This window comes from Sphingobacterium sp. 40-24, from assembly GCF_001899705.1.
Taxonomy (GTDB): Bacteria; Bacteroidota; Bacteroidia; order Sphingobacteriales; family Sphingobacteriaceae; genus Sphingobacterium; species Sphingobacterium multivorum.
Window position 1 is genome coordinate 18,651 of the sequence record NZ_MKWH01000055.1, and the last position, 13,875, is coordinate 32,525.

8 protein-coding genes are annotated in these 13,875 nt (G+C 40.1%); 6 read left to right on the forward strand and 2 right to left on the reverse strand.

Annotated features, from left to right (window positions below; all coding sequences use genetic code 11):
* Nucleotides 1-180: 180 nt before the first annotated feature.
* The 6 genes from BGP15_RS19465 (at nucleotide 181) to BGP15_RS19490 (ending at nucleotide 11,138) form a co-directional block, all read left to right on the forward strand.
* On the forward strand, nucleotides 181-1,764 hold the full coding sequence (locus tag BGP15_RS19465) for a DUF3843 family protein (protein WP_286754717.1): 1,584 nt from the start codon (nucleotides 181-183) through the stop codon (nucleotides 1,762-1,764).
* A 299-nt stretch (nucleotides 1,765-2,063) separates the two neighbouring features.
* Complete coding sequence (locus BGP15_RS19470; RefSeq protein WP_112374012.1) at nucleotides 2,064-2,618, forward strand: RNA polymerase sigma factor; 555 nt, start codon at nucleotides 2,064-2,066, stop codon at nucleotides 2,616-2,618.
* Nucleotides 2,619-2,674: 56 nt separating this feature from the next.
* The gene (locus BGP15_RS19475; protein ID WP_112374011.1) at nucleotides 2,675-3,631 is read left to right on the forward strand and encodes a FecR family protein; all 957 of its coding nucleotides are present in this window, start codon (nucleotides 2,675-2,677) and stop codon (nucleotides 3,629-3,631) included.
* 3 nt (nucleotides 3,632-3,634) lie between these two features.
* A complete protein-coding gene (locus BGP15_RS19480; protein WP_286770554.1) occupies nucleotides 3,635-6,973 on the forward strand; it encodes a SusC/RagA family TonB-linked outer membrane protein in 3,339 nt (1,112 codons plus the stop codon).
* A gap of 23 nt (nucleotides 6,974-6,996) precedes the next feature.
* Nucleotides 6,997-8,520 carry a SusD/RagB family nutrient-binding outer membrane lipoprotein gene (locus BGP15_RS19485; protein WP_286754720.1) on the forward strand — a complete coding sequence of 508 codons (1,524 nt, stop codon included), beginning with the start codon at nucleotides 6,997-6,999 and terminating at the stop codon, nucleotides 8,518-8,520.
* Nucleotides 8,521-8,660: 140 nt separating this feature from the next.
* A complete protein-coding gene (locus tag BGP15_RS19490; RefSeq protein ID WP_286770555.1) occupies nucleotides 8,661-11,138 on the forward strand; it encodes a phosphocholine-specific phospholipase C in 2,478 nt (825 codons plus the stop codon).
* Nucleotides 11,139-11,255: 117 nt separating this feature from the next.
* Here BGP15_RS19490 and BGP15_RS19495 read toward each other — a convergent pair whose 3' ends face one another.
* Nucleotides 11,256-12,599 (reverse strand): TlpA family protein disulfide reductase, encoded by a 1,344-nt coding sequence (locus BGP15_RS19495; protein ID WP_286770556.1) that lies wholly within the window; start codon nucleotides 12,597-12,599, stop codon nucleotides 11,256-11,258.
* A gap of 12 nt (nucleotides 12,600-12,611) precedes the next feature.
* The gene (locus BGP15_RS19500) at nucleotides 12,612-13,838 is read right to left on the reverse strand and encodes a thioredoxin family protein (RefSeq protein ID WP_286770557.1); all 1,227 of its coding nucleotides are present in this window, start codon (nucleotides 13,836-13,838) and stop codon (nucleotides 12,612-12,614) included.
* Between the last annotated feature and the right edge of the window lie 37 nt (nucleotides 13,839-13,875).

The window sequence follows — 13,875 nt, forward strand, 5'->3', positions numbered from 1 at the left end:
GCTTTTAGTCCAGTCAGTCTCCTTTACAGTAAGGACATATCTAAAATTGTACAAGAGATTTAGGTGTTCTTGGCTGTTTGTGGTTGCTATAACTCATGTAGATTATTTTCGTCCGCGTTTGTGTTTTGCCCGTATGGATATTTCGAAAATTTGGCTACTTTTGGTTTTAGCATTTTTCATATGAGAGGAAACAGAATTTTTATTCAAGACTGGATAGCACACCATACTTATCAAAAAACAAACGAAATAGATAGTTATTACTTACGCGTTGCAAATGAAATCAATGATAGTTTATCGACACTATGGTTTGAGGAGCAAGAGACAAATGATCTCATCCATACCGATGCTTTAAAGACATTGAGTATCTATCTAACGTGTTACTTAGAAGATGTTATTGCGAAAACAGGCATTTTTGCTGCTTTTAGAACGATCCATACAGAACTATACAATCAACTTTTGCCTTTTTATAATGATAATGACCTGACGGATTATTATGCTGAGGATATTAATAGTGAAGATATTGCTGTATTGACCTGGTTGTTTTTCAGTGAACGCAACCCACATTTATTTATTGATCCCCGTGGTCGTTTGATCCAATTGGTTACAGATTTGGCCTATTCAATCTTGGAAGAACATTATGAAGTTGCTCCTGAAAATGAAAAGTTAAAACTAGAATATGTTTTGGACGAAGGAGCGAACTATTTTGAAGTCCGTAATTTTATTGAGAAGCTTGTCGCTACAAATTACCTGACAGCGGGTGAATATAACACCAATCTTAATCATTTGATGCAAGTTGCGGAAATAGGGCGATATCAGCACGATCAAAATCAGTTGCAACAGATGATCTATCGGGTTCGAGACAACCATTTCAATAATTATAGACTACATGTGTTTGCGTTGAAGGCATCTGAGTTTGTAGCTGAGGTGGTTGGCAAAGAACATGCGCTATATGATATTGTCAAGACATTAGGTAATCGCATTAATAGCTTTTTCGAATTCGTTAAAACGGATGAGCTTTATGTACATGTAAAACATATCGGAACAAAAACTGCATTTAAAATCTTTAAGGACTCTATACAGCAATTTGTTGAACCAACAGAACCCCTATCTTTCTATATGGAAATTGTGCCTTGGAAAGATGCCTGGAACCTGTCGGGAATTATGACTGTTGTGAATGCCGATGAAGTGAATTTTGATTTACCTGAGCAGTATGAGATGACTTATCGCATTGAAGCCTTAAATGGTAAGGATAAGAGCTTGAAGAAAACGGAAAAGCAGCTAAAAGATATGGGTAAATTGTTCCAGTCGGAGCATAAGGCTGCAGTGGCGTTTATGGAAGGAAAGGAAGTGAAGGAATTTGCAACGGATTTCTTTAAGAAATATCAGCAAAAATACCCGAGTAAAGAAGAGTCTCCACTTCCAGAATCAAATTTGGACCTTACGGAAGATGCTAAAGTCACCGTGTTCTTTAATCCGAAAACGGGTTTAGAAGTTTTTGGCGGTATAGCGGAATTTTTCCCATTAAAGAATAACGACTTCGCGGAGAAAGATGGTGAAATTGAGGTGCCTTATGCACGCTACTTTTTGAATCTTTTGGTCGAAGATTTTTTCCCAAGTGAGTTGCCGAAGTACTATGTTAATCTATTCAAGGCGGAAGTGGACAAACAGTTCTTCTTTCCGGTGAACGACGAGGTCCTTGATTTCTTTCTCCGTTTCTATAAACGAGGAACTTACTTCTTGGGACCATTTCCATTATTAAAATAACTCGTGTATCGACTGTAGAAATACAGGAATACATAAAAGTTCCATTGCCTACCTGCAATGGAACTTTTTTATGCATCTAAGTCAGGCTATCCTTTGCTGTATAAGATGGTGTGGTCCTTTAGACATTATTTTGTTGATCGAATATCTCATGAAATTGGTGTTAATTTAATATAAATTGATTATAATTAAATTGTTATCACTTGTGAATCTGGGTCTACATGTCGCATATCCCACGCATTTATGGGCATATTTTAAAAAATTCTCACTAAACTTGTAGGATCAATTATATGTGATGAAGAATGCCTATTGAAAATAATAATGCCTTGGATTTCAAAACTTTCTTTTTGTTGTATAAGGACAAAGTGTATAAATATGCTTATTTACATCTGAAAGAAGAACCAGCTGCCGCAGATTTAGTCCAGGAAACATTCTCCCGAATTTGGAAAAAATGGGCAGAATTAGATGGGAATAAAAATCCGCAGTCTTACCTCTATACGATTGCCCGAAATCTTGTTTTCGACGAATTGCGAAAACAAAAGGTCAGATTCCAATTTCAGGCTACAGACATCGATCAGACCAAATTGGTAGACAATTCGAATGAGGAAGCTATTCGGTTTAAAGATTTGGAGCGCGTTTATCGTGAGGCCATTTCAAAACTCCCGAAAGCGCGACTCGAGATTTTTCTTTTGAGTAAAGAAGAGTTTTTGGATAATCAGGAAATTGCAGATAGGCTTGGGATTTCCGTTAATACCGTCCGTGATCAATTGGTTAAAGGCAACAAGTTTGTTCGGCAATATATTATTGATCATTTTGAGATTTCAATAGCCCTATTGATTTTTTTAAATATTTTTTAGAGCCGCATCGTCTTCTGGTCATCGAGGTACGTATATGTATTTAAAGATGGGCATAGATGATGAATTCCAAAATAGCTGCTTTATATAGAAAATTCCTTAAGGGAGAACTTAGTCCCGAGGAAAACGCCATATTTCTTGATTTACTGACTTCTTGTGACAGGGATGAACTTCCAGATGTGGAGGAGGTTGTTGCGCTAGATGATCGTGATTGTGAACTGAACAAAACAACTTCTGAAGATATCTTCTTTACGATTACAGGTACGCCATTGACGACGCGTGTAGTACCTATTTGGAAAAGACGTTGGTCTGTCATTTCCGCCGCTGCCTGTTTACTGTTGATCGGTCTTGCTTTCTTATTTCAATTTAAGTTTGGGGAGCAGCATAAGAACGCAGCCTACGCAACTGTCCATTATTCTAATCCGACAAAATTTGTGAAGAGGCTGGTACTGCCAGATGGTACACATGTTTCTCTGCGACAGGGAGCACAGATTGAATTGTTGTCAGATTTTGATACAGACAGTTTACGTCGGATCAAACTTTCAGGCGAAGCCTTTTTTGAAGTCGCCAAAAATCCTGAGCAACCTTTTGTGATAGCCAGTTCGGGCGACTTTGATGTTCGTGTGCTGGGCACAGCCTTTAACTTAAACTGTTCGCAGGGGCACAGTCGTTTGGTATTAAATCATGGCCGCGTATGTGTATCTCGCGGGAAGGAATATTCCATTGTGAAACCTGGGCAGCAAGTTGCCTATGATGAGCGACAAAAGCAATTTGATGTATCCAAAGCAGATACGACCAGTGCAACAAATTGGAAGAGTGATCTTTTATCGTTTAATCAAGTTCCTCTTACCCAGATCGTCGCCGATCTCAATAACCTTTATCCGGATAGTAACCTCGAATTGATAGACTCTTTCCGGACGGAAAGTTATACAGGTTATCTACCAGCAAGTGATCTAGAAAAATCACTTACGATGCTTAATACCGCATTTAATCAAATAATTATCCATAAAAAGTAATTTATGAAAAGAACCAATTACTATTTAAAACTTATGGGAAGTGCTTTGCTCTTTCAGTCGCTTGCACTTCATACCATGGCATCACAATTTTCGACCAGTGAAGGAATTGGGAAAATCCTCACACGAATGGAACAAAAATTTAATGTCAAATTTGGCTATGACGCTTCGATATCAAATCAAAAAGTCAATGACTTAGCTGATTTGAGTACATTGAAAAAGGAGCAGATTGTTCAATTTATTCAGACCATTTCGGACGGAAATCTGGAGGTCAAGAAAATTGATGAGAAGCTGTATGTGGTCTCGAAGAGAACCAATAATGATGTTAGAAGTAAGAATGATAAGCCGATTTCCGCTGTTTCCAACGAGATTAGGGGTAAGGTTGTCGATCAGGAAACAGGTCAGCCTATCGCTGGTGTCACAGTACGTGTGAAAGGGACTGCTGTTGCTGTTACTACGGATGGTAGTGGTGTTTTCAAATTGCCAAATACTGCTGACGATGCGATCCTTCAGATTTCCTATATTGGTTATCAGACAAGTGAAGTTTCTGCTTCAAATGCTGATGTCATTAAGTTAGGCAAATCGTCCGAAGAGCTTGGTGAAGTTGTTGTAACGGCACTGGGTATAAAGAGAGAACAAAAAGCACTGGGATATGCAACGCAAAGCATTAAAGGTGATGACCTGACACGTGTAAAGGGGGTTGATGTAGGAACTACATTGACCGGACGTATTTCGGGTGTCCGTGTTTTGAACAGTACGGAGTTTAACAGTACACCTCAAATCCAAGTAAGGGGACTAACACCTATTTTGGTGATCGATGGGGTTGCCTATGAAAATCTTACCCTACGTGATGTGCCAGTAGATAATATCGAAGATATGAACGTGCTGAAAGGAGCAACCGCAACGGCATTGTACGGTAGTATGGGGGCTGGTGGGGCCATTATGATTACGACAAAAAAGGGACTTGCGGAAAAAGGAACGGAGATCTCAGTCAATAGCAATAACATGTTTTTTTCGGGTTATCTAGCTTTGCCCGAAGTACAACATGGGTACTCGTCAGGTGAAGGGGGAAAGTTTAATAATGATGACTATGTGTGGGGGGATAAGCTGGATATTGGGCGTTCAGCCAAGCAATGGAATCCACTGACAAAACAACTGGAAGAGATGGAATTGCTTTCCCGTGGCAAGGACAATTTTAAGAATTTTCTTGAGCCGGGATTTATATCCAATAACTCCGTTAGTTTTACCAACCAGGGTGAACATGGAAGTATTAGAACATCGATAAATCATATCTATAACAAAGGGCAGTATCCAAACCAAAAGCTGAATATGACAAACATGTCTGTCGCTGGGCAGACTAAGATTAGTGAAAAAGTTGATATAGAAACACGCCTTGCCTATAATCGTCGTTCAGCAACAAGTAATTTTGGCGCAGGATATAATGATCAGGGATATATTTACAATATTCTCGTGTGGACCGGGCCTGAGTATAATTTACAGGATTATAAAGATTATTGGTTGATTAAAGATCAATCGCAGAATTGGATGTATAAGGCATGGTATGATAATCCCTATTTAACGGCTTATGAGAAGGTTACCCCTGAGCTGGTCAATAAGATGAATGCTGCCTTGACCTTGAATTATAAGGTTTCTGATTGGGGGAAACTTATGGTACGTACAGGGTATGATTATTATGGACAAAGACGGGAGCAACGTAATCCCATGGGCATTTATGGTACGAGGGGCGGATATTCAGGCTTTGACAGTAAAGGAAAGTATTGGATGCAAAATCAGGATGGTTTTAGTACAACCAATGACGTAATCTTTACAGCGAAAAAGAAAGTTGGTGATTTTGGCTTCGACGGATTATTGGGCGGCGCTCTTTTTTATAAACGTGACAATGCGGTTACAGCAACGACAGTAAATGGCTTGTCGATACCAGGATTTTACTCGCTTCGAAACTCAATTGACCCAGTGTCGACTATTGAAAGTAAAACAAAAGAAATGGTCAACAGTACCTATGGACGACTTTCTATCTCCTGGCGTAATGCTGTTTTTGTAGAAGCGACCGGTCGTAACGATTGGTCTTCGGCTTTATCCAAAGAACAACGTTCTTATTTTTATCCTTCTGTTTCAAGTAGTGTTGTCGTAAGTGATTTAATAGCGAATAAACCTACTTGGTTGGATATGTTCAAGGTCCGTGGGTCTTGGGCAGTAACTAAGACGGTTCCAGTTCCATATGAAATAAATCAGGCCTTTTCAATTAGCAACAATGTTTGGGATGGATTGCCAACGGCTTCTTATCCGAATTCAATCAAGGACTACTCCATATCACCTACGCAGCGTGATTTGACGGAGTTTGGTTTTGATTTTGCGCTATGGAAAAATCGATTCTATGGTAATTATACCCGTTATTATCGTCTGTTACATAATGTAACAACTTATGCGACCATTTCGGGCTCATCAGGCTTTACGTCGCGGTTAATCAATACACAAGAAGAGAAAATGACGAAAGGTCATGAAATCACTTTGGGTACTGCTGCAATCAAAAAAGAAAACTTTCAATGGGATATTATTTTAAATATGTCTCAAAATCTGGAATTCTATCACAAGCTTGATCCTGTATATTCTGCCGACGCATTATATGTTAAAAAAGGAGCTAGAACAGACTATATTACCGTAAAGGATTGGGAGCTCTCTCCTGATGGGCAAATCGTTAACAATGCCTCCGGTATGCCGATATCTGCAAAATATGCTGCTCAGTTGTACGGTTATACTGCACCGAAATGGTTCGGTGGTTTGACAAATCAATTTCGTTATAAAGACTTCTCGCTTTCTTTGAGTGTTGACGGGCGAATAAAAGGAATGTCTTATTCAGGTATGAACGCCCGTTTATGGCAGACAGGGGCTCACCCGGATTCGGATAATCCTTATCGCTATGAAGAGGTTGTTAATGGAAACAAAACTTTTGTTGCTCCTGGTGTTAAGATCGTTTCTGGGGGAGTTACCTATGACAAATATGGTCAGATTGCTGAAGACACGCGTGTGTTTGCGCCAAATGACAAAGTGGTCTCTTATGAAACCTATTGGAAATCGGCGTATTCAGGTAGACGAAATTATTGGGATGAGACATTTATCAAACTGCGGGAGCTATCGCTCAATTACCGCGTCCCTGAGAAATTAGCCTCTAAATTCAAAGCGAAACGTGCCAGTGTCGGTGTTACTGGACAGAATTTGCTTCTTTGGACAAAGGAATATCGTTTTTCCGATCCCGATGTAGGTTCAGAAGATTTGAACTCACCATCGATGCGTTACATAGGTTTTAATTTAAATGTAACTTTCTAAAAACCAGTAAAATTAAGATGAAAATGAAAAAATTGTGTATATATATCGCCATGGGGAGTTTAATCTCATTGGCGAGTTGTTCAAAATTTGATGAGATAAACACGAATCCTGAAACTCCTGTGCAAGTGAATTCTTCCATGCTAGCGACGCGTATTATTCTGAATTTGGCAAATCAGCCGACACAAAAATCATTTATGCAGCCCTATTTGTTAACGAAGGAGATTGCATGGACGGAATTGGTTGAGGGGTATCAATATAATGGATTCGGTGAAGGGGGTATATCAATGAACGCAATCAATGATGCTCACTTCATGGGACAGTATGCTGCAACAGATGTGTTGGCAAATTCCTACAATGGGTTAATGTATTTTGCCAGAGCTGTGAAATTTTATGAGGCGACAATGAGTGTAGGCGATGTGCCTTACAAAGAAGCTTTAAAAGGGGAATCAGACAAAACATATTTTCCAAAATATGATACTCAAAAAGAGGTCTTTTTGGGCATACTTAACGAGCTAGAGAAAGCAGACCAGCTCTTTGCAAGCGGAGCAAAATTTGCGGGCGATCCCTTGTACGGCGGAGACATAACAAAATGGAGAAAGCTCGTCAACAGTTTTGCGTTAAATGTACTGATTCAACTGAGCAAGAAGGAAGCTGATGCAGACTTGAATTTAAAAGGACGGTTTCAATCGATTTTAACGAACAAGCCTATATTCACTGCGAATGCCGATAATTTTCAGTTGGTACGTTCGGATAAAAGTGGCCAAACCTATCCTTTTTATAAAATCAGTAATAGTTTCGTTATTTATCCCGTTGTGTCTACGGAGATTATAGACCGTTTGAAGCAATATCAAGATAGAAGGCTATTTTTCTATGCAAACCCATCAGCTTTGCAAATTGCCAATGGCAAACAAGTAAGTGATTTTAGTGCGTATGTTGGTATTGATCCATCCTTGGCGTTTGGCGATATTGCGGACTTGAAAAAGAAAAACGATTATTCTAAATTAAATGACCGCTATACCGAGCTTGTAAGTGGCGAACCAACACAACAATATAGCTATGCGCATCTATGTTTTGTGGTTGCTGAAGCAGCTGCAAGAGGATGGGTTACAGAGTCTTCAGTCAATTGGTATAAAAAAGGCATTGAAGCAGCGATGAAATTCATTGCGGACAATACCCCAAATACGAGCCAGTACACACATAATATGCCATTGGATGGGACCTATATCGCCAGTGCTATTGCTTCCTATGGAGATCAATTCCCTACAACTAAAGAAGGACAGATTGAGGCAATTATGACGCAAAAGTATTTAGCTAGCTTCTTGCAAGGACGAATAAATCCTTACTATGATTATCGTCGTACAGGTTATCCAAAATGGAAAATCAACCCAGCATCCAGTTTAAATGCCGATGATCCAACTAAAATACCTGTTCGTTGGCGTTATCCAGCCAGTGAGTATAACTATAACGGACAAAATCTGGATGAAGCGCTTGCACGTCAATATGGTGGGAAAGATGAAATCAACCAATTGATGTGGCTTTTGAAATAAGCCGTTCGAAAAAACAATCCCCGCAAATGAAATCAATCGTTTGCGGGGATTTTTGTTAAAAACGTTACATTAAAAACGACAGCGAATGAATATATTCGCTGTGGACCATTGAATTTAGTAGAGAGACAACAAATTTATTTATGGATAGCAGAAGAGATTTTATCAAGAAGGCTTCGTTGTTAGCGGGTGTTTTTGGTTTACAAAATGCCATGCCTGATGCGATACAGCGTGCATTGGCGATTGAACCTATAACAGGAAGTACCTTTTTAGATGCCGAACATATTGTCTTATTAATGCAAGAGAATCGTTCTTTTGATCATAGTTTTGGAACCCTTCGCGGGGTTAGGGGATTTAATGATCCACGGGCGATTAAATTGCCTAGCGGTAATCCCGTATGGTTGCAGTCGTCGGCTGCAGGTAAGACCTATTCGCCGTTTCGACTGGATATCAAAAACTCCAATGCTGCGTGGACCGGAAATTTACCACATTCCTGGGAAAACCAGATGGCAGCCCGTAATGAGGGAAAACACGATAATTGGATCGAAGCAAAACGGCCAGGAGGAAAGGTTCTGAAAGAGATTCCGCTAACAATGGGTTATTATACACGTGAAGATATCCCTTTTTATTATGCATTGGCTGATGCCTTTACGATCTGCGATCAGCACTTCTGTTCGTCTATCACAGGTACAACAACCAATAGGCATTTCTTCTGGACTGGGACCTGTGTGCCACATAAAGGGGCGAAGCCATTGGTGCGGAATTCCGATATCTATTTTAACCGTTGGGCACATTGGAAGACTTTTCCTGAACGCCTGGAAGAAGCGGGGATCTCCTGGAAAGTCTACCAAAATGAGGTCAGCATAGAAAGTGGCTTAGACGGCGAGGATTTGTTGGGTAATTTTACAGACAATAATTTAGAATGGTTTGCGCAATATCATATTGAATTCAAGAAAAGCCATCTTGGTTTTATGCGGAAACGTGTCGCGGAATTACCAGCGGAGATTCAAGAACTTGAGAAAGCATTAGCTAATAATAGCTCCGAGAGTGTCCAGAAAACACAGAATAAACTCAAGCAGAAGCAGGAACAGCTGAATAGCTACCAAAAACATTTGGCACGCCTTACGGAGCATGCTTTTCAGCAGCTTCCTGAAGAGCAGCGTGCTTTGCATGAACGTGCATTTCAAACGAATGAGGGGGACCCCTTCTATCGGGAGACAAGCGTTGTGACACATGAGGGTGAAAAAATTACCGTTCCTAAGGGTGATGTACTCCACCAATTTAGACATGATGTGAAGTCAGGGAAACTGCCAGCAGTGTCGTGGCTTGTAGCACCACAAAGCTTTTCAGATCATCCGAGTGCACCTATGTATGGCGCTTGGTATGTATCGGAGCTATTGAATATTTTGACAGAAAATCCGGAAATCTGGAAGAAGACCATTTTTATTCTCAACTATGATGAGAATGATGGTTACTTTGATCATATTCCTCCTTTTGTAGCACCTAACCCCGCAGACAGCCGTTCTGGAAAAACTTCTCCGGAATTAGATTATAGTGGTGAATATGTGAGTTTAGCACAGGAGCTTGCCGATGGTGAAGAAAAAGATAATGCAACGGAAGGCCCAGTGGGGCTTGGTTACCGCGTCCCTTTGATTGTGGCTTCGCCTTGGTCAAAAGGCGGTTGGGTCAATTCGGAGATCTGCGATATCACGTCGACGATTCAATTTATGGAGCATTTTTTCGAGAAAAAGTTGGGTAAGCAGGTAAAAGAGGAAAATATAAGCTCTTGGCGTCGAGCTATTACAGGTGACTTGACATCGATATTTCGGAAAGCTGAGGGATCGAATGCTGTTGATTTGCCTTTCCTTGATCGGAATCAGCAGATCTATGCGATTGATCAGGCGAAATCGAAACCACTACCCAATAATTTTCACGTTTGGTCGAAAGAGGATGCCGCAGCATTACGGTCTAAGGGGCATTCCACTTTACTGGCGAGACAGGAGAAAGGTCAAAAAAATTCTAGCGCGTTAGCCTATGAGCTCTATGCTAAAGAGTCATTTGCTAAAGAAGACAACCGAATTCATTTAACATTAGAAGCGGGCAATAAGGTGTTTGATGATAAATCGCTCAGTAGCCCTTTTAATGTCTATAGTGGACCAAGTTATAAAGAAGGGGTTAAATTTTGGCCTTTTGCAGTTGTTGCTGGTCAGAATCTGAGCTTTGACTGGAATCTGGCTGACTTTAAAGATGGGCATTACGATCTAACCGTATATGGCCCAAATGGGTTTATGCGGGGATTTAAAGGACATGAGGAACCATTGACTGTTCGTGCAACTTATGAAATCGGGAGGAAAGGGCACTTAACGGGTAATCTTGTTTTGGAGATTCAAAATCATGGTAAAAAATCATTCCGTCTACATGCGGAGGATAATGCTTATAGTACATGGAAGAAATCCATTGTACTTGCTGCCGGGAAATCTACGAAGTGGATTGTGGAATCTCATAAAATCCATGGGTGGTATGATATTACGGTACATGCTGAGAATACCAAATTTGTACGCCAGTTTGCAGGACGTGTGGAAACGGGCAATCATTCGAAAACTGATCCACAATTGGGATGAACGTAATTCGTTAATTATTTAATAACGTTAGATGATAGATGTGCTGTCTTTATAATGGAAGATCCCAGTTTTATTTCAACTGGGATCTTTTTGCATAGGTAGGTTGTAATTCGGTTTTTATTTTTTACTCCATTCTTCAAGCAAAGCTTTCAATTTAGGGTCGCTTGGCCTTGGACTATCTGCAGAGATTAAGTTTCCAGATTTGTCGATGAGGATATAACGTGGAATGGTATTGACTTTGTAAGCGTCGGATAAAGTATTTCCTGATCCGGCATGTAGTTGGATACCTTTTAAGTTTTTTTCCTTGACGTAGGCTTCCCATTTTGGTTTGTCTTGGTCTACGGATACGCCTACAAAAGCGACCTGTTTTCCTATGAATTCTTCGTTCAATTTTTCCCAGTGAGGTTCTTCTGCACGGCATGGACCACACCAGGTTGCCCACATATCGATTAAAACAACTTTACCTTTTAAGTCCGCAAGGCTAATTTTTTGACCGCTGATATTCGGATAGCTAAACTGAAATGCAGGTACACCAGTTTTTGTTTCAACAAGCTTAGCTTCAACAATCTTTGCACGTTCAATCTGCTCAGGTAAAGTAAAGTATTTTCTATAGGTATTATTCATTTCCTGAAAGTCGCTGTAAGAACGTGCTCCTTCCAGACGTTGTAGCACATATTGTCCTTTAAGCACATCTGGACCTATCGCGGCAACCTGTTGATCAAATGTCGGTTTCGTTGCCAAGTCTAACTTCCTGTACAGCATATTACTCATAAAGCGATCGCCATAAGGAAATTTAAGTAGCTCAGTTGTGAGAAAGCGATCGGCATTGAATTGTGTATAATAATCGCTCATTTCTTCTTTGCTTGGGTGCGCTGTACGAGGCATGTATAAATAAGAGATCGCATAATAGGCAAAATCGTAATCTACGATTTCGGGAAAAAACTTGTCGAAGTTAGCGTTTCCAGTGTTAATGGATTTTTTTATTCCAGTGAGTTTTTCTTTAAACTGTTCTACTTCAGGAAAGAAATCGACGTAAGTACTCATTCCACCTGGCGTTGTTCCCTTATCGCGGAAACTTTTTGATTGTTTATCCCATGTATAAAGCGCTTCGTTTTCGGGGCTGTTTTTGCCCGTAAGTTCATAATCGCTTGAGGTCAATTTTAGGTTTAGGTCCTCATTTCCTTTGAAATAGAAGCGAAATAATCCTTGTTGATTTTGTGCGGTTCCGCTACCGATCGAATATAGACCCTCGTACTCGGGTGTGAAACGGAATCCAAATCGGCCAGCAGCATCCGGAATAGCTGTTGCGATTTCTTTTAGCCGTCCATTAAGTACTTTGAATAGGCCTACGCGTTTTACTTTAATAGGATCTGTGGTACCGGTGACATTGCTTGGTTGTTGCGCCAGTGCTGCAAAAGTTGAAATAAATGTGGTCAATAATAAAATGGTTTTTCTGATCATGATTGTGTGGGTTTAACTGATATTAAATGGAATAATTTTCTTGATATCTCTCGCTTGAAATAAGTCTGGATTCTTTTTGTCTATGGCAGCTTTCAAGGCAAGTATTTCTTTTTTTATTGTGGAATGACTGGAGTCAGACAGATCAGCGTTTAAAAGTGTTTGCACAGATTTTGTCGCGTTTTTAAAGTCTTTTAGATAGTAATAAAGTAAGGTCAAGCGGTAGTTATCGATGGCATCTAGTTGCTGCATACTTTGCTGTTGCTGGTATTCGGCTAATATTTTATTTAGTATTTTAGGCTCCTTTGCTTGGTCTATGATGACTTGTCCCAATGCGTTGCTTCTAAGATCCCAAGTCGTATAAAGATTGAATTGCGTGATCAATTTCAAATAGGTACTGGCATCTTTGGAGCTTGTGTAATAATTGGAGATAAACGCGGGTAAGAAGGTATCCCATAATTTGTCATTAAAAGTTGGACGAATATACGTGAGCATGCTTTCTAAGCTGTCCAGCTGTTGCTTAGAACCATATTGTTTGCTTTTCTTTGATGCCATTGCTGAAATTTTATTCCGAAGTAGATTACTACCATACATCTTGATGAGTTGAGGTAGGTGTGTGTAAACCCAATCGTTGTATTTCGGGAATGAGGAAACGCTATTGGCTAAAAATGCTGTTTCGCCGAAAAGGTCTTTTTGTTGATCCAGATAGCCTTCTAATTCTGCAAAATCGTGCTTCTCACCGGTCTTGATAAATCGCTCACTATAGGCCGCTGGATACTCATTTTCCAGACTGTTATTAAAGGCTAGAAATAATTCGGATTTGTTGCGTTGAACGGCTTCTTTCAACAAGGGGACAAATCGGTCTACCCCAAAGAACCCTGATTCGGTCAATAGCGTTTTTCCATCTGGATTTACAATAACATAAGTTGGGAAACCGGGGGCACCGTATTTTCGGGCCAGCCTTTTGCCATCCACCTCCTTCATCACGTCGGTTTTGTAGAGAATATAATTGGCTTTGAGTTCACTGACCACAGCAGGGTCTGGGAATACTTGTTTATCCATTTCCGCACAGGGCATGCATCCGACAAAGTAAAGGTCAATAAGGATAAGTTTGTTCTCTTTTTTTGCCAGCGCTTGACATTCGGCATAAGTTCCTTGAACTATTTTTTCCTGCGCATGCAACAGGCATGACAAGAGCAGACCACAACAGGTTGTGACCATATAAAAGATATTTTTTTTCATCTAATCTGTGTTTTGGGCGATTGTATATTTAGGGCCT

Bases quoted from the DNA above. Each gene is read 5' to 3' on its own strand.
- BGP15_RS19480 (WP_286770554.1), top strand. From the start codon at position 3,635: ATGAAAAGAACCAATTACTATTTAAAACTTATGGGAAGTGCTTTGCTC.
- BGP15_RS19485 (WP_286754720.1), top strand. From the start codon at position 6,997: ATGAAAAAATTGTGTATATATATCGCCATGGGGAGTTTAATCTCATTG.
- BGP15_RS19475 (WP_112374011.1), top strand. From the start codon at position 2,675: ATGATGAATTCCAAAATAGCTGCTTTATATAGAAAATTCCTTAAGGGA.
- BGP15_RS19465 (WP_286754717.1), top strand. From the start codon at position 181: ATGAGAGGAAACAGAATTTTTATTCAAGACTGGATAGCACACCATACT.
- BGP15_RS19500 (WP_286770557.1), bottom strand. From the start codon at position 13,838: ATGAAAAAAAATATCTTTTATATGGTCACAACCTGTTGTGGTCTGCTC.
- BGP15_RS19470 (WP_112374012.1), top strand. From the start codon at position 2,064: ATGCCTATTGAAAATAATAATGCCTTGGATTTCAAAACTTTCTTTTTG.
- BGP15_RS19490 (WP_286770555.1), top strand. From the start codon at position 8,661: ATGGATAGCAGAAGAGATTTTATCAAGAAGGCTTCGTTGTTAGCGGGT.
- BGP15_RS19495 (WP_286770556.1), bottom strand. From the start codon at position 12,599: ATGATCAGAAAAACCATTTTATTATTGACCACATTTATTTCAACTTTT.